Below are 18,519 nucleotides of genomic sequence, written 5' to 3' on the forward strand. Positions count from 1 at the left end.
TGCGGCTGCGCCGCCCCCCTTCACATCGCTAGGCCAGGGCAGAACGGCCCACTCAGGGCATTTTTGTCTCCCCAAAATAGCCCTAAGAACATCAGGAGATTATAAAAAAATAAAAACCTAAACGTTAAAACTCGATAAAAAGCAAGGGAAAAAGCGGATAAAAAATATACAAAATAGGCAAATGTTGCGTTCTGAAGTTAAGCCAAAGTCAAGCCAGTGCTATCAAAAGCTTAAGGCCAAGCCGCCTAAACTGTTAAGGTTTTTATAAGCCTAGATTGAATGTTAGCTGAATTTTTGGGCCTATGCCCAAATATCAACTACTTTTGGCCAAAATTACAAAAGAAAAGTACAGAATCAGCCTTGGAAAACTGATTTTATTTTAAAATCAAAAGCAACTTAAATGAGCTCCCCTTTACGATTAGTTTTTCGGTATTTTGCCGTTATGCTTCTCAGCCTGTTTTGCCTGCCTCAACTCTATGCCTCGCATGGAGTAGCGGTAGACTTAACCTATGAATGCATTGACCCCGCTGTGGGCCAATACCAATTTACTTTGGTCTATTATCGAGATTGCGACGGAATTACGCCCTCGGCAACCTCTCTTTCTGTTTCAGGAGGAAATGGCTGTGGGGTAACCACTAATATTACCCTTTCGCAGGTCTCCGTAACGGACCAATCACAACTTTGCGATCCTTCTACTTCTAGCTGTAATGGCGGTAGCCAACCCGGGGTAGAGCAGTATATCTATCAAGGGGTAGCCACAATTGGTACCGGTTGCTCTAACCTAGTGGTTAGCTTTAGCGAATGCTGCCGAACTTCGGCCATCACTAACCTGAGTAGCACCGGAACCACTTATGTAGAAACGGTCATTAACTCGAACCACCCTCAATGGGGCGCACCTTGTAATAGTAGTCCCCAGTTTGGTCGGATTCCCGTACTTTATACCTGTGCCGGACAGCCCGCTTTTTATAGCCATGACGCCCAAGATCCCGATGGAGACTCTTTGGTGTTTTCTATTTCTGAACCCCTAGATGGGGCCTCTAGTAGTATTGCCTATAGCGCTGGATTTACCGCTACAGAGCCTTTTTGTACGAATAATACCTTTACGCTAGATCCTAGTACCGGGCAAATCGCCTTTACCCCCTGTGCCAACCAATCACAGTATGCTGTAGTCGGTTTTACCATTGAGGAGTACCGCAATGGCGTGCTCATCAATACTAGCCGAAGAGAGGTGGTTATTGTGGTCCTTAATAACTGTACAAATACTTCTTCTCAAATAGATAGCTTCACCGTAAACCAAGGCGTTTTAGATACTACAGGACTAGTAACTGCCATCAATGTTTGTGGAGGTAACCAATTGGACCTCTGCCTCAATGTTTCGGATCCTGATATTGCTGACTCTTTGTCGATTAGCTCTAATATTGGTAACATTATCCCCGGAGCTACTTATACGGTCACCTATCCTACGGCCAACTTTAATGAGGCTACTGTTTGCTTTACAATTCCTACGGATAGTGTAGCGACAGGCTCCTATACCTTTGTCACCTTTATAGAAGATAATGCTTGCCCCATTTCGGCACAACAGGCTATCTCTTATAGACTGGACCTGGAAAATCTTCAGCTGGAGTTAAGTAAAGAGTTTATCTGCCCCAATAGCATAGATACGATTCAGCTAGAAGCGCTGGGCTTTGGTGGGGCTGCAGCTCCAGGGACCTACTCCTGGTCGCCAGCCGCCCTCTTCGATAACCCCAATGTGCATAATCCTACAGCTTATGTCCTCGACACTGTAGACCTAATTTGTACCTATACCGATGGCTCTTGTGTTCAACATGATACCGTAGATGTAAGCGCTCCTTTCCCAGCAGTAATTAACCCCATTCCAGATGTAACAATTTGTAATGGAAACTCGGCTCAGGTCTTCGCTTCTGTACAACCTGGACCTGGACCACAGACCTTTACACTTAGCGGAACGGCAACCATTCAGCCAGACTCTATTCTCGATATTCCAATTACTACTTCAGGAATCGCTCCTGTAGATATTCTCTCTACCTCTATTCAGTCTGTCTGCCTAGATATGACTTGCGGAAACGGTTTTGTCCGTGACCTCAACCTTTTCTTGATTTCTCCTACCGGCTGTATCTTACCCCTAATGAGTGGCCAAGGTGGAATTAACGATAGAGGATTAACTGGAGCTTGTTTTACCCCAGATGCTACACAGGCAATCACGGCTTATAGCACGCCCTTTTCTGATATTCCTAATAATGCAGACTTTATTCCCGTTGGCGCAAATGGCTTTGGAGGACTCAATGGCTGCGCAGCCAATGGACAATGGGTTTTGCGGATTCAACATAATCTTGCCCCTAGTTTGGGTGGGGTACCTTGTACCGTAACCAACTGGAGCATTACCTTTAATGACCAATCTGCAGCTAGCTTTTATTGGTCACCTAACTATAATATTAGCTGTACAAATTGTGACAGTAGCATTATTTCTCCAACTGTAGACACGCAGTACCAGGTGATTGCTCAAAATACATTTGGCTGTAGCGATACAACGAACTTTAATGCTGTAATTGATACCGCTTATCCAGCACCAATTATTGTTTGTGATTCGGTAACAGCTACAGATGTCTATTTCTCTTGGCAGCCTATTTTTGGCTCAGGAGGATATAGCATTAGCGTTAATGGTGGCCCCGCTTTTAATCAGGCCGTTACGAATACAACCTATTCGGTAGGAGGACTCACTCCTGGACAATGTGTAGACTTAACCATTTATGCCCTTTCTGGAGGAAGTTGCGCAGATGGACCTTCGACTACACATTCTTGCTGTGCCTCTGGCTGTATTAACCCTATTACTTCTAGTACCGCAACTAGCTGTAATGGAACTGCCGATGGTTCTGCAACTGTAGCCCTGGCTTTTGCTACGCCCCCCATTGTTTATCAGTGGGATGCCAATGCCGCATCGCAAACAACAGCAACGGCAACTAACCTAGCCGCAGGAACCTATACTGTGACCATTTCTGAAGCAACGGGCTGTACCGCAACCGCAACCGTAACGGTATCAGAACCTACAGTCTTGCAACTGAGCAATACGATTAGTTCAGACTATAATGGCCAAAATATTTCTTGTGTAGGCGCAGCCGATGGAGAATTGACTGCCGCCGCCACCGGAGGAACCTCGCCCTATAGCTATCTCTGGCCCGATGGCCAAACTACAGCTGTAGCTACAGGCTTGGCCGCAGGCACTTATTGTGTAACGGTCACCGATAATAATGGCTGTACCGCTACCGCTTGTGAAACGCTTACAGATCCTAGCGCGATTACTGCTACTAGCTCAACTACAGATGTAAATTGCTTTGGCGGAGCCGATGGTACGGCAACCGTTGTCGCTTCTGGTGGAACTGTAGCCGTTGATTATACTTATAGCTGGAGTACAACGCCAACTCAGACTACCGCTACGGCCACCGGCCTTAGCGCTGGAACTTATACCGTGACCATTACAGATGATAATAACTGTAGCATTACAGAAAGTAGTACGGTGATTGAGCCAACGGCAACAGTGACCGCTACGGCTGCAGTCACTTCTAACTATAATGGCCAAGATATTAGTTGCGCAGGCAACTGCGATGGCGAAGCAGAAGTCTTCCCTGTCGGGGGAACGCCCGCCGCCGCTGGTTATCTATACCTCTGGCCTGATGGCCAAACTACGGCTATCGCCACAAATCTCTGTGCAGGTACTTATGCCGTAACAGTTACCGATAGCTTAGGCTGCTCAGCTGTAGCTAGCGTAACGGTAAATGAACCACTGCCGCTATTGTCCACTATGCAGGCGAGTACAGATGTAAGCTGTAATGCAGGATCTGATGGTGCAGCTACGGTTAGTGCTACAGATGGAACTGCTCCTTACACCTATAGCTGGAGCGATGCTGCAGCACAAACGACCGCAACGGCAAGCAACCTAGTTGCAGGACAATATTTTGTCACTGTTGAAGATGCCAATGGTTGCCAAACTCTAGATTCTGTAGTCATCAATGAACCCACTGCAGTAACCGTTTCTTTGGCCGTTAGCTCTAACTATAATGGTCAAGATGTTAGCTGTAACGGAAGTAGCGATGGAGAAGCTATTGCTACCGCTACTGGAGGATCAGGCGGATATACCTACCTTTGGGATGCCAACACAGGTAACCAAACAACTGCTAGCGCCACCTCATTAGCCGCTAATATCTCTTACTGTGTAACAGTTACTGATGTCAATGGCTGTACGGCTACAAGTTGTATTACACTGACTGAGCCTACGGGGCTTTCGGCTACTAGCTCAACTACGGATGTAAATTGCTTTGGTGGAGCCGATGGTACCGCAACCGTTGTCGCCTCTGGTGGAACGGTAGCTACTGATTATACTTATAGCTGGAGCACAACGCCAGCTCAGTCTACCGCTACGGCTACTGGCCTTAGTGCTGGAACTTATACGGTAACTATTACAGATGATAATGGCTGTAATATTACAGAAACAGTCACTGTAGTAGAACCCGCCGCTGCGCTAAGCTTAACCGCAGGAGTAATCTCTAACTATAATGGCCAAGATATTAGCTGCGCAGGCAACTGTGATGGCGAAGTAGAGGCCCTACCCACAGGTGGAACACCATCTGCTGCTGGTTATCTATACCTCTGGCCTGATGGCCAAACTACGGCTATTGCCACGAACCTCTGTGCGGGCACTTATGCCGTAACAGTTACCGATAGCTTAGGCTGCTCAGCTGTAGCTAGCGTAACGGTAAATGAACCACTGCCGCTATTGTCCACTATGCAGGCGAGTACAGATGTAAGCTGTAATGCAGGAAATAATGGTGCCGCTACGGTTAGTGCAACAGATGGAACAGCTCCTTACACCTATAGCTGGAGCGATGCTGCAGCACAAACGACCGCAACTGCAAGCAACCTAGCAGCAGGACAATATTTTGTCACAGTTGAAGATGCCAATGGTTGCCAAACCCTAGATTCTGTAGTCATCAATGAACCCACTGCCGTAACAGTTTCTTTGGCCGTTAGCTCTAACTATAATGGTCAAGATGTTAGCTGTAACGGAAGTAGCGATGGAGAAGCGATTGCTACCGCCACTGGCGGATCAGGTGGATATACCTACCTTTGGGATGCTAACACGGGCAACCAAACAACTGCTAGCGCTACTTCACTAGCTGCTAATACCTCTTATTGTGTAACAGTCACTGATGTCAATGGCTGTACCGCTACAAATTGTATTACACTAACAGAGCCTGTGGCGCTTTCTGCTACTAGCTCAACTACAGATGCTCTTTGTTTTGGCGGAGCTGATGGTACGGCAACCGTTGTCGCTTCTGGTGGAACGGCAGCTGTTGATTATACCTATAACTGGAGCACAAGCCCCGCACAAACAACAGCTACGGCCACTGGCCTTAGCGCTGGAACTTATACAGTAACTATTACAGATGACAATGGCTGTAATATTATAGAAACAGCCACGGTAGGGGAACCTGCCACTGCTGTTAGTGCAACTACAAGCACAACCGATGCACTCTGCTTTGGTAGTGCAGATGGAACCGCAACGGTTCTTCCTACAGGGGGGACTGGACCTTATACTTATCTCTGGGATGCCGCTGCAGGAAGCCAAACTACGGCTACCGCAACCGGATTAGTCGCTGGAAATTATTGCGTGACGGTAACTGATGTGCAAGGCTGTACCTTTAGTATCTGCGAAACTGTAGCAGATGGCATTGCTATTCAGTTGGCTGCAACAACTAGCCCAGCACTCTGCTTTGGTAGTGCTGACGGTAGCGCAACGGTAACGGCTACAGGAGGCGCTACAGGATATACTTATCTCTGGTCTGCTATGGGCCAAACCACTGCTACGGCTACTGGTCTAGTTGCTGGCCAACATACCGTGACGGTAACAGATGCTAATGGCTGCGCTGTAGATACTACCGTAACGGTTAACCAACCTACCGCACTAACCACTCCTATCTTTAATAGCAGTACAATTAGCTGTAATGGGTTGACGGATGGAACAGCTACGGTGAGCACCTCTGGCGGAACCGCTCCTTATACTTACCTTTGGGAGAATGGCCAGACTACCGCTACGGCTACTGCCTTAGCTGCAGGGATGGAGTCCGTAACGATTACCGATGCCAATGGTTGCTTTATTATTGACAGTGTCAATATTATAGAGCCAACAGCTGTAGTCTCTACACTAGTTACCGACTCTATTAGCTGTTATGGCCTTAATGATGGTCAAATTACCGCAACAACAACAGGTGGACAGCCTCCTTATACCTATAACTGGTCTAATGGGCAGTCTGGCTTCCAAATTAGCAATTTGCTTACTGGTCCTTATGATGTGACAGTAACTGATGCCAATGGTTGTTCTGTTACCCTTAGCACTTTTGTAGGCGAACCCGCTTCGGCTGTGGTGGTCAATATTATTAACCCTGTTAATCCTATTTGTGCTGGAGATAGTGATGGTGAAATGACTGCCGACGCTTTGGGTGGCACCCCTAACTATACCTTTATCTGGTCTGATGGACAAACTACAGCTACTGCCGATGGTTTAGCGCCAGGTACATATGCAGTGACGGCAACGGATGCTAGAGGATGTACTTCTTCGGCTTCTGCAACAATTACGGCACCTTCAGCAATTGTGCTCAACGTTCAACAATACTCGAACTATAACGGCGCAGCAATTAGCTGCCCTGGTGCAGCAGATGGAGCAGCTCAGGTCACCGCTAGTGGTGGAGTTGCCCCTTATACTTATGCTTGGTCTGGGGCCCAAGCTCAAAATGGTACAATTGCTAGCAACTTGGCGGCAGGGACTTATGCCGTAACGGTAACGGATGCTTCTGGCTGTACCGCTATTGATAGCATCAGCTTAGTTGATCCAGTACCTTTGGATGCGACAATCCAGCAAGTGAATGTATTCTGTGCCAATGATTGCGATGGCCAAATTATCGCTACCGCCGTATCTGGAACGGGTACTTTGGGCGTAAATGGCTATGAATACCGCATTTTAGGTCCTGGCCAAACAGGCAATGTGTTTAGCAGCAATAATAACTTTACGGGTCTCTGCGCAGGGACCTACACCGTAGAGGTCCGAGATGGAAACAACTGTGTATTGCCCATTTCGGTAACGATTACGGAGCCCACGGCCATTCAGTTGAGCCTAAGCGATACGGATGTATCTTGTGCAGGGGGAAGCGATGGAACGGCTAGCGTAAGCGCTAGCGGTGGAACGCCTCCTTATAGTTACAACTGGGATAATGGTATGACGGGCACCACTATTACGGGCCTAATGGCCGGTACTTATGAGGTGACGGTCACGGATGCCAATGGTTGTGATATGGTATCTACTACAGAAGTAGAAGAGCCCGCAGCCCTAACGGCTAGCATGAGCGCCAATGCACCTAGCTGCAACGGAAGTACAGATGGTAATGCTACAGTAAGCGTACAAGGTGGAACAACGCCTTACACTTACTTCTGGTCAGATGGCCAAGGAACGGCGACTGCAGTAGGGCTATCGGCAGGAACGCATAGCGTGACGATAACCGATGCCAATGCATGTGAGCTGGTAGAAAGTATTGTGATCGGCGAGCCTAGCTTGTTGACTACAACGATTACGACAAATACAGCCGCCTGTGCTGGAGCGAATAGCGGTAGCGCTACGGCAGTTCCCACAGGAGGAACCGCCCCTTATACTTACCTTTGGTCGGATGGACAAACTACAGCTACTGCAATGAACCTAGCGCCAGGCGCTTACTCAGTGGTAGTAGTGGATAGCCAAGGTTGTTCTGTAACAGAACAAGTTTTGCTACAAAATCCAGATCCTGTAGTATTGAGCTTTGTATCGAGCAGTAACCCTAGCTGTAATGGCGATCAAGATGGAACGGCTACAGTAGTGGCTAGCGGAGGGACTGCCCCTTATACTTATCTCTGGCCCAATGGCGAGACCACAGCGATGGCAACAAGCCTAGGCGCTGGCATAAATACAGTGACGGCAACAGATGCCAATGGCTGTAGCACGACCTTGGATGTCAATATGGTAGAACCTGCGGCCCTAGTCGTCGATACGATTCGGATGACGGCGGTGAACTGTAAAGGGGGAGCCGATGGAACGGCCACGGTCTTCTTGAGTGGCGGAACCCTACCATACAGCTTTGCTTGGTCCAACGGAATGACTGGCCAAAGTATTAGCGGTTTGGCCGCAGGTACTTATGTGGTCAGCGTAACGGATGCGAATGGTTGTGTGACCAACAGTCAGATTATTGTGAGTGAACCCGCTAGTGAGCTAGTGGCGACCCTAAATACTGCGGATGCGCTTTGCTTTGGTGGAGCTTCTGGTCAAATTACGGCCATTGTGAGTGGTGGAACGCCAAACAGCAATGGAGACTATACTTATGCTTGGTCGAATGGAGCGAGTACGGATGTAAATTCGAACTTGACAGTAGGCAGCTATAGTGTGACGATTACAGATGCGAACGGCTGTTCTCTGGTCCGTTCGGCAACAGTAAATGAAAGCTCAGGAATCAGTAGCCAAATTGTGAATGTAACCGATGCTAGCTGTAGCGGCAGCGCAGATGGAAGCGCTCAGGTGATGGCTTCTGGTGGAACAGGAACTCTAAGCTATCAGTGGTCAGATCCTTTGGGTCAGACGACGAATGTAGCGACTGGCCTTTCTGCAGGCACTTATTATGTGAGTGTAACCGACCTTAATGGCTGTACGCAGGTAGATACGGCAGTAGTAGACGAGGCCTTGGCCTTGAGCATTACGGTAGCGATTGATGATGTAGATTGCTATGGGGCTTCTACGGGTTCGATTAGCATTACGAACTCGAATGAGCCTTTGCAGGCGAGTTACTGGAGCAATGGAGTTGTGGGCACAAGCATTACGGCTGTAGCTGCTGGCCAATATGGCGTGGTGGTCCAATCGATTAGTGGCTGTGTGGATAGCTTTAGCTACCAAGTGGGTCAGCCTGCGGAACTAGAGTTGAGCTTGAACCAAGTTCGCGCGGTAGATTGCTACAACAACAGTACAGGAGCATTGGGCTCTACGGTAGCTGGAGGAACTTCGCCTTACAGTTATCTATGGTCCAATGGGGTGGTAACGCCTAGTTTGGATAGCATAGCGGCAGGCAACTATACGCTTAATGTGGAAGATGCTAACGGATGTAAGGTAGATACGAGCATTAGCTTGGCGAATCCGACGGAAGTAGGTATTGGCAACCTCAATATCACAGGCGTGGCCTGTGTGGGCGATGCGAACGGAAGCATTCAGTTGGATGGAACGGGCGGATCGACTTTGTTGGGCGGCTATACTTATAGTCTAGATAGCTTGACGTTCCAGGGCGGTAACCTTTTTGTGGGCTTGGAAGCGGGGATTTATCCTTTGTATGTCCAAGATAACAATGGTTGTCTCTTTGATACTTTGGTGACGGTAGAAGCGGCAGATCCCTTCTTTATCACGAGCTTTGGTCCGGCCTTAGATTCGGGCGAGGTGGAGTATGTGCTAGAGTATGGCGATACCTTGACGCTTTTTGCGGACTTGAATGATACGACTGCAGCTAGTTGGTGGTGGACCGAGATTAACTCGGGAGCATTGCTGGATAGTAGTCTAATGATGGATATTACGCCTTATGAGTCGGGTATTTATCAGTTTACGGCCATGAATGCTTCTGGCTGTATGCAGGATAGCTCGATTGTGGTGAAGATGGAGAAGCCTAGAAACGCCGCTGCACCTACGGCCTTTACGCCGAATAATGACGGGAATAATGACCGCTTCTTTATTCAGGGCGATGAGAAGGTAGAGCAGGTATTGGTGTTTAGAGTGTATGACCGCTGGGGGGAGTTGGTGTATGAAGGTGTAGACCTTGATCCTAATGATCCTTTGCAGGGTTGGGATGGTAGCTTTAAGGGCAAGCCAATGAATTCTGGGGCTTATGCTTGGTATGCTGAGGTGCTCTATATTGATGGAGAGACGGCAGTGATTAAGGGCGCAGTGAATTTGCTTCGTTAATCTAATGACGCCATAGATTTTAGGGCTGTCGGAAAATCCGACAGCCCTTTTTTTATGGGGGATGCGCCCCGGAGGGGGGCATCGTAATGCTGGGCGCTTTGGCCTCCAAGGCCAAAGGAGCCCAGCCCCCAGGCGGGGGCGGCGCAGGGGAGGACTAGGCCTGAAATGGAATATATTGAGGGTTAGATTAGCTCAAGTGCAGAGAATGTTGTGGCCGCCGCCAGCCGCCGGCCGGGCGCGCTTGGCGCGAGCCTGCGAAGCTTGAAGGCGCGAAGCGTCTTGTAGCTGAGCAGTAGGGGAGGATTGGCCTAGGTGCCTGCAGGGGTGGCCGCAGGCCAGACCCAAGCCCGCAGGGCTGCAGGGCCGAGCAGGCTTGCGAGCCCCGCAAGGGCCCGGCCGCCGAAGGCGGCAGGCCCCAAAAAAAAGAGACCCTTAAAAAGAGTCTCTTAGCTAAAAATTAGTAGGATGAGCTCCTTAGAGCTGCCCTAAGAAAGTACGGAAAGGATCATCGCTGATGGGGGCAAAATCGCTACTCATAGGGTCTTTGACCTTATCAACCTTAGCGCTGTTGGTAGCAATTTGGGCTAAAATCGGTTGTTTGGCTTTAACTTCAGCAACAACTTTGTCTAGCTCCTGAACCTCGGCCTCCTCTTTAGCTTCGGCCAAAGCGGCTTGGGCATTGCCCAAAAAGGCGTTTAGGTTAACAGAATTGATGACCTTAAGTCCTGATTGTACAGACTGAATAAGGGCGTCTGTCACGATAGTAGAACGAATATCGGCTAGTGGTTGCTCCAGCTCGGCAATCACCGGGTCAATGCGTTTAATTAAGGCTTGGCCATTCTCGATCAGGGCCGCCAAACGCAAGGCCATGCTATTATCTTCTAAAGCCGTATCTGAACTAGCTGCGGCTACTGCTTCAGCTCCTGCCGCGGCCTCCTCTAGACTGTCGACAAAATAGGCTTGCAGCTTACATTTTTTAAGTAAACTCTTATTGAGCGCTTTGAGTACCGCAGGCTTTTGGCCCTTGCCTAGCTCTGCCAATAACTGAAGGTTGCCCTCCGCATCTAAACGGCATTGGCCCGCAACAAAAGAAGCCGATTTTTTTTGTTCCTTGATGTATTTTTTCCAGGCAGAAGGAACCCCCTCGCCAATATACATCAGCGGCGATTTCTCTTCTCCAAAGTCAAATTCTGTGTCATAGAAAAACTTGAGCGGGCTACTTAGATCGCCTTTAACAGCTTGCTTGAGCAACTTAATATTAAAATCTGTTCCTTTCTCTTTTAAGAAATCTGGACTTTTAAACTTCGCTTTCATAATCAGTTGATTTTAAGTGGGATGAGGCATTAAAATTTGGCGTACTCAGCCTTTAGGGTTTCTAGCTCCTGGGCCGTAAGCGGCTCCATATCAATGGTTTTGCTCGTTAGTTTTGAAAACTTATCACTGAAGAACTTTTGCATATCTTCAATGAATGGGTATTCCACCAACCATTCGCCCTTGCTGATGTCAAATTCTTTGGCGGGAAAAGGAACGTCTTTTTTCTGAAATGGAATATGAGCATGCATGCTAGCCGCCCGCTCTACATTCAAAATAACGAGTTCATTGCCTTTTTCTGGATATTGTAGCTTGGCCTCGGCAGGAATGCCGATCGTATCCAAAATAGCCTTGATGATAGCCGTTGCGCCAATCGCAAATTCTAAGTAGCCCTTAAAGCTCAAGCCACCTTTTAGTTCAGCATCAAAGGCAAAATTAGTCGCCGCAGCAATGTTGCCCTTATTCAAACTAACCGCAGCCTCGCCTCCAATTGCAGCCTCTGCAGCTAAAACGGCTCTAGCCGATGCCTTGACAATTTTTAAGATAGCCACATAGATGCCCAAAAAGGCTTTGGCCTCTGCAGTAGCTGAAGCCCCAATGTTTCCACTAACAACTTTTTCAATATTGGGATCAAAGAAGTTGTGTAGGGTCAATGCACCAGCTACCTCAAAAGCTGCCTTGAAGGCCGCTCCCAATTCTAAGCCTGCATCCACAAAGCCCAAATCAAAGAGTGGAACATCTAGGTTGACCTCATAGTCGGGAGTCGATATTTTATACTTTAATAGGTCTCCTGTAGAAATAGTAGGCTGTTGTCCTTCTTCTGTAGCTTGGCCATTGGCTTTCTCTATCAAATATTTCCCGGCCGCAGCCCCAAAGTTTTCATAGGCCCAATTGGCCAAACCAAAGGTCTTGCGAATCCAGTCAATCTGATCAGGTACTGCTGTAGCTTCTACTTGCTCAATAACCGCTTGGGCACCCTCAGGATCAGCTTCCTTAAAGGCATCTTTTAAGGGCTCTATGTATAAAATGTCAAATTTCTCTAAACTGGCCTTAACCGAAGCATCCGCCTGCCCCTTATTGCTCAGGGCTTTCACTTTGTCATCTAGCTCTTCCTGATATTGGTCACACTTATTCAAAATACCATTGGGCTGATGGGCCTCCCCATACAAAAGCGCCAAACCAAAAGAATCCGCTAATGGTCCTAAATTATCTTTGGTCAGCTTCTTTAAAGAACCCTTGGTGGCCGAACGACTGAAAAATCCCTCGCTATGATGATAGTTCTCTGCCGCATCTTTAAACTGCGCAGTCAGCAGATCAATATCACGCTGTTGAAGGGATCTGTAGTCTATGGCTTTCAAGCTGCTCAAAAATTGCTTGAGGTGCTTGGTCGCCACAGTGAGCGCCTCCTTTTTATCCTTATTGCTTTCAACTGCGACCATTTTTTCAAGCGTCTTGAGTAGCTGGCTGGTGTTGGCTGCAACAAAAACTTTATCTTCCTTGATTTCTCGCTCTATCATCTTACGATAAAGACTATAAGTCATAAAGGGCGACTTTACCGCATTGAGCTTGTCTCCTAGGGCTTCTTCTACATAGGACTGTATGAAGGATTCCTTAGACCGAATGTCGTTCTCTAATTGCTTGGCTTTTTGCAAAACTCTAGTAAATTCAGCCCCAGGATCAGGCGCCTGACTCAGCCTTTCTGCAGGGTTTCCTGCTAAGTAGCTCTCTAAGGTCTGTAGCTGTTGCTGGATGTTTTCCTTTTCTGCCTGTATTTTTTCATCCAGGTATTGCTGACAGTCATTTAAATAAGTTTGCAGCTTGTTCGCGGCAGTCTCAAACTCTTGCAGCTTGGCTTTAAATTCTTTTACTTCTTGGCTCATAATGTAATTTTACTTTAATGAGATCTAGACCTCAAATGGGGACTGTTAATTAGGTATTTATTTCGGCAATAGCAGCTTCAATAGCTGGCATGTAGTTTAAGGCCAAGGCCTTTTTGTTCAATTTCTCTAGCTGATCCGCCGAAGGCTGCTCTACCGGATAGTAGTACTTGGCCGCCGAATCGACTTCTAGCACGGGGTAGTGCAAGAGCAATTCTCCCTCAAAAAAGGAGATGCGCATACTGCTCGAACTGCCGCCCTTGACCGGCTGAACAGTTAACAAAATAGCATGCTCCGACTCTACTTCTACACGGTAATAGGCTTCTAAGGGAACTTCGGCCCCATTTTCAAAGAAAAGTAAACCCTCTGGGGTGATCAATAGCATTTCCTTAGACATTTTGTCCAGTACTTGCTTGCTCAAAAAGGCAGGCAGCTCTAGCAGCTCTTTTTCTGAGGCCGCTATGATTTTTGACATATTGGGCGTCCAAAGCTGACCAAAAGCTTGTTGCAAAATTGGCGATTGGGCGTTGCGCGCAAATTCTGCCTCATATTTTGCCCGGATTTTATCGGCACTGTTGGCCCGCACTTTCTGTAGTTGCTCCGGATATTTTTCTTCTAAATAGGCAGTTGCCTTGGCAAAGCCCTGTTGGTCGGCCCTGATGAGCATCTTAACGGCATTGTTCCGATCCCCGTTTTTAGTATAGACTACCCCCAAATGATAGTAGAGCTCTGCCAGACCCATGCTGCCCGTTTCCTTAATCGCCGCAGTCAAATCCGCCGCAGCTCGATCATATTGCTTGGCCTTGGCAAACAGTAAACCTCTGGCTTTAAGTAAGCGACTAGCCGCACCGTCCAGTTTTAAGGCCTGACTATAGTCCTGCAAAGCTCCCTTGAGGTCTTTCAATTGCTCTTTGGCCTCCGCCCGCATCTCAAAGTATAAAGGCTGCTCTTCTCGCACAATCAAAGCATCATAATCCGCTACCGCTTTGGCCCATTCCTCGGCCTGTACCAAACGATAGGCCCGCTTTTTTAAGACGGTGGTTTTCTCTTTTTCACTCAGCTCCAAAGCTATGGCTTTGTCATAAAGCGCAATGGCCGCCACTGCATCTGGCTCAATGGCCGCCAAATTCAAGATGTAAATCACTTCTTTGGGCAAATGCTGATGCAAAAGCGCTAAACTCGCCTTGTAATCGGCCTTATAGGCCGAATCTGTTTGGTACAACCTTAAGCGAAGTTTCTCTATGTTGAGCTGGAACTTTTCTTTCGGAAAGTATTGCTCCAAAAAGGCCAAAGCTTCCGCTGTCGACCTAGACCGCTGATAAATATCTACTACCGATACCGCAATCTGCTCTTGCTCATTTTTGGCCAAAGAATGACTCTGCATCGCTTTCTGATAATGGAGCAAGGCTTTGTCATAAAATAGTTGATCCAATAGAAGATCTCCCAAATAAGAATGCGCCTTGGCATGGGCCGGATCAATTTCCAAAATAGCCTCCAAATGATTTCTAGCGCTCAGCTTACTGCCAAAAAGAATTTCATGCTCGGCCAAAAGAAGCAATACCGCTAGGTTGTCTGGCTCTTTTTCTCGGGCCTTAAACAAAAAATACTCATATTTTCCGTTTTTCTGAGCCGCCTTGGCCGCCTTGGCCAAGAGCAATAAGAAGTCAATGTCTAGTTCGTTCTCATACTCAAAAATTAAGGGCGCCCCCTGCTTCACTAAGGCCTCAAATTCTTGCTGCTCAAATAGTTGCTCTAAAGCAGCCCTTTTTTCTGTAAAACTCATAGAGTGGTTGTTTCTGGGTTAAAAATGGAGGAATGTTGCTATAGTTCGCCGCCCTTTGTGACAAGCCTTTTAATAGCTTCACTTATAGGCCTTTATAAGATAGTGTTTTTTATGGAGCTCCTGCGTTTTTGTTCAATTAGTTTGCTGTTTTGGGGCTGCCCCTCCCTTCGGTCGGGTCGGGCTATGTCGCAGCTCGCTGTTCGCTCGGCCCTGCGGCAGCAAAGCTGCCTGGGTCTGGCCCTGCGGGCCACTGCTTTTTATCCCTCAGCCGCTCAGCCAATTTTTTTAGCCGAGCTTTTTTCTTCGGCGGCTTTGCTGCTCTCCCCTAATATGCTGTAGGGTTTAACTTTTATTAGAATTCGTTATGGGCCGATGGTTTTAACCATCGGCTCATTTTTATTGCAGTTAGTATGGCCGCTTTTGTTGCTGTAGGTTTCAACCTACAGGTAGGATAAAATATCAATCAGGGCCTAGGGGTTAGGCGCAGAAAAAACGTTAAACAGGCCCAAAAAAAGGAAGGCCAAAACCATAGTTTTGACCCTCCTCTCTAAATCAGGAAAGTAATTAAGCCTTAAAGTAATGGGTTTTCTCCCTGCCTTAAACGGTTTTGCAGGCCCGAAGGGCCGCAGGCAATAGCCAGATTTAAACGCACTCACTTTTATCCTTTGCAGCAATTTTCTGCTAGTCGGCCCTATTTTTCTCGGCCATAGCGAAGGCTATGCCCTTAAAAAATAGCTGGTCTACCCAAAAATTCATAGCAAAGGATGGCCAAAGCAGCGCGATCAAATCTGGCTGAGGGATAGAAAGTGGGGCGGCGTAGCCGCAGACCCAGGCGCTGCAAGCGCCGCAGGGCCGAGCGAACAGCGAGCCACGACATAGCCCGACCCGCCCGCAGGGCGGGGCAGCCCCAAAATCCAATTAGTACTGAATAATGACCCCAATAGAAGGCACCGTTACCGAGCTCGTATTGTCTATGCTTCTGAGCAAATAAGCAGCATCGGGCTGCCCCTCATTGATAATCGTTACGGGCTGATCGCCATCATCGCCCTGCTCCAAAATTAGGCGGGGCTGACTAGCCGCCTGAGAGGGGAAATTCTGCAAATCAAAGTAGAGCTGTAGGCTCCATTTGGGAAAATACCATTTATAGTCTACCCGAAAATCAACTCCATAAAATAAATTGGTCCGCTCGCTATTGAGTTGGCTGTAATCTCTAAGTCCCTCATTAAAGCTGTTCCAGTTTTGGACCAAAGCAGAAAGGCTGTCATTATAAGGCGTATAAGGCAAGCCCGTCTGCATACGGATATTTAAACCCAATTGCAATTCCTGATTAACCAGCGCCTTCGTAATGGCCGATTTTCCCTTGGCTTCTCGCTTTTCGTTGCGGGCCTTGCGAATCTTTTGGTTCATCATCGGAATCGTTTTGCCCAAGGCCGCATTCACAATATGACGGCTATCCCAAGAAGAAACCACATAATCTCCCGCCTGATTTTTAAACTCAGAGCGGCCCAAAGTATAGGCCAAAATGCCATAAAAGCCTTTGTATAGACGCTGTTGAAACAAGAACTCTAGTCCATAACTACGGCCCTCTCCACGATCATCGAGAGGGGCAGCGCCCACCACACCAAAATCAGCCCCAAAGTTGGCCAAGGCAATCTGCTCATTGAGCAAAAAGGGATAATTATCATACTTCTTATAATAGGCCTCTACCGAAATCTTGCTGGCCGTTTCACTCAAATAACTAAAACCCGCCACCAACTGCTGATTGCGAATAAACTTCAGGCGATCCTGATTGGCCAAACTCCCATCATTGCTTCTAAAACCAAGAGCCGTATAGGCTGGCAACTGATAGAAAATCCCAGCATTGGCATTAAAGCTAATCTGGGGCGTAATGGCATAAGAAAGGGCCAAACGAGGCGAAAACTGCTCTAGGGGATTGGCCATTAGCTCCGAATAACTATTGCCATCCAAGCGCATCCCTACAGAAAGATTGAGGCGGTCCTGCAAAAACCGCTTGCTAATTTGACCAAAAGCCGCATACTTATGAAAAAACAGCTCCGTCTGATAACTCACTAGCTGAGGCGATCCGCCCACCAAGGCTTGCAAATTGCTGCGGTTAAAATAACGAACGTATTGATAGCCCAAACCATAACTCAGTTTATAGTCGCCCTTCAAGCGAAGACTATGCTCTAAACGCAATTTGTTCTCACTCTCCTGAGAGTTGTAATCAAAGGTTCTGGGCAGACTCTCGTCATTTTCCTCATGCTTGAAAATGTCGTTGTTGAGCATATTTCTACTCAAAACAAAGGTATAATAGCCATTCTTCTGAAACTTCTTATAGACCGCGCCAATGGCATAGTTCCATTGGTTGTTCACCGGAATATTATCCAGCTGATAGCGCTGCTCTGGGGTTTCATTAGCATCCAAATTGAGCTTGAAACGGTCAATGGCCCCCAAACCCGTTACATAAAATAGGTCCTTATTGGGCAGCTTGTATTGCCACTTAAACTGAAAATCATTGTAGGTGGGTAAAAAAGAAAGCCCAATGGCATCAAATAAAAATTGAAGGTAAGACTGACGAGCAGAAAGCAATAGGCTGTGGTTCTTGTTTTTGTCTAAAGGTCCCTCTAAGGCCAAGGAAACATCCGTGGCGCCTACGCTAGCCGTTAGCCCCAAACGGTCGTCTCGGGCATTCTTTTGCCGAAAATTAAAGACCGAGCTTAAACTATTGCCCCGATTGGCCGGAAAAGCCCCACTAAAAAAGTCTACCTCCGAAATCAAATCCACATTGAGCAAACCCTGCGGCCCACCCGAAGCCCCCTGAGTAGCATAATGGTTAATGTTCGGTACCTCAATATCATCCCAAAAGAAGCGGTTCTCATTGGGCGCTCCCCCCCGAATAATTAGGTCGTTGCGAAAAGAATTGGTGGTGGTCACCCCAGGCAAAATCCGAATGACCTTAGAAATATCTCGGTTTCCCCCCGGATTCCGCTGAATCTCTGCCGTTCCAATGGTCTGCAAAGAGGTCGGACTCTCCGCTTTTTGCTTAAAGGGAGAGGCCTTAATCACTACTTCTTCTACGGCTTCACTTTCTTCTTCTAAAAAAAAGTCGATATTAGCGGGCCGAGAGTTGGTCACTTGAATTTCAGATTTGGTCTGGCTCTCATAACCCAAATAGCTTACGGTAAGCGTATAAAAGCCGGGCTCCAAATTGGCAATTTCATACTCCCCCTCCAAATTACTGATACCGCCAAGGCCCAAACTAGGGATACCCACACTAGCCCCCATAATAGGTTGGCTGTTTTTGGCATCTAAAATTCGTCCTTTAATCAAGCCGTTTTGTCCCCAAATAGGCAGCGATAAAAGAATGGAAACCATCCAAATACTCCCTAAGCTAAAGTTTTTTAGTGCGTTCATGCTCTTTTTATACAGTTTTAGCGTTTAATATGCAGCGGAAACACAACACTTTTTGATTTGTTTAATTTTGTTTAAGATTTACCGCTAAATCGTTCAACAAATAT

Annotated in this window: 5 protein-coding genes; 1 reads left to right on the forward strand and 4 read right to left on the reverse strand. The window is 47.4% G+C overall.

Features of this window, described 5'->3' with window-relative positions:
• The first annotated feature begins 400 nt into the window (after positions 1-400).
• Positions 401-10,030 carry a T9SS type B sorting domain-containing protein gene (locus tag SGRA_RS12255; protein ID WP_015693031.1) on the forward strand — a complete coding sequence of 3,210 codons (9,630 nt, stop codon included), beginning with the start codon at positions 401-403 and terminating at the stop codon, positions 10,028-10,030.
• 474 nt (positions 10,031-10,504) lie between these two features.
• Here SGRA_RS12255 and SGRA_RS12260 read toward each other — a convergent pair whose 3' ends face one another.
• The 4 genes from SGRA_RS12260 to SGRA_RS12280 form a co-directional block, all read right to left on the reverse strand.
• On the reverse strand, positions 10,505-11,344 hold the full coding sequence (locus SGRA_RS12260; RefSeq protein WP_015693032.1) for a hypothetical protein: 840 nt from the start codon (positions 11,342-11,344) through the stop codon (positions 10,505-10,507).
• 29 nt (positions 11,345-11,373) lie between these two features.
• Positions 11,374-13,221, reverse strand: coding sequence for a hypothetical protein (locus SGRA_RS12265; RefSeq protein WP_015693033.1), 1,848 nt, complete (start codon positions 13,219-13,221; stop codon positions 11,374-11,376).
• A 49-nt stretch (positions 13,222-13,270) separates the two neighbouring features.
• Positions 13,271-15,001 (reverse strand): tetratricopeptide repeat protein, encoded by a 1,731-nt coding sequence (locus tag SGRA_RS12270; RefSeq protein WP_015693034.1) that lies wholly within the window; start codon positions 14,999-15,001, stop codon positions 13,271-13,273.
• A 918-nt stretch (positions 15,002-15,919) separates the two neighbouring features.
• Positions 15,920-18,415 (reverse strand): TonB-dependent receptor, encoded by a 2,496-nt coding sequence (locus SGRA_RS12280; RefSeq protein ID WP_015693036.1) that lies wholly within the window; start codon positions 18,413-18,415, stop codon positions 15,920-15,922.
• Positions 18,416-18,519: the final 104 nt, after the last annotated feature.

It is taken from the genome of Saprospira grandis str. Lewin, from assembly GCF_000250635.1.
GTDB lineage: Bacteria > Bacteroidota > Bacteroidia > Chitinophagales > Saprospiraceae > Saprospira > Saprospira grandis.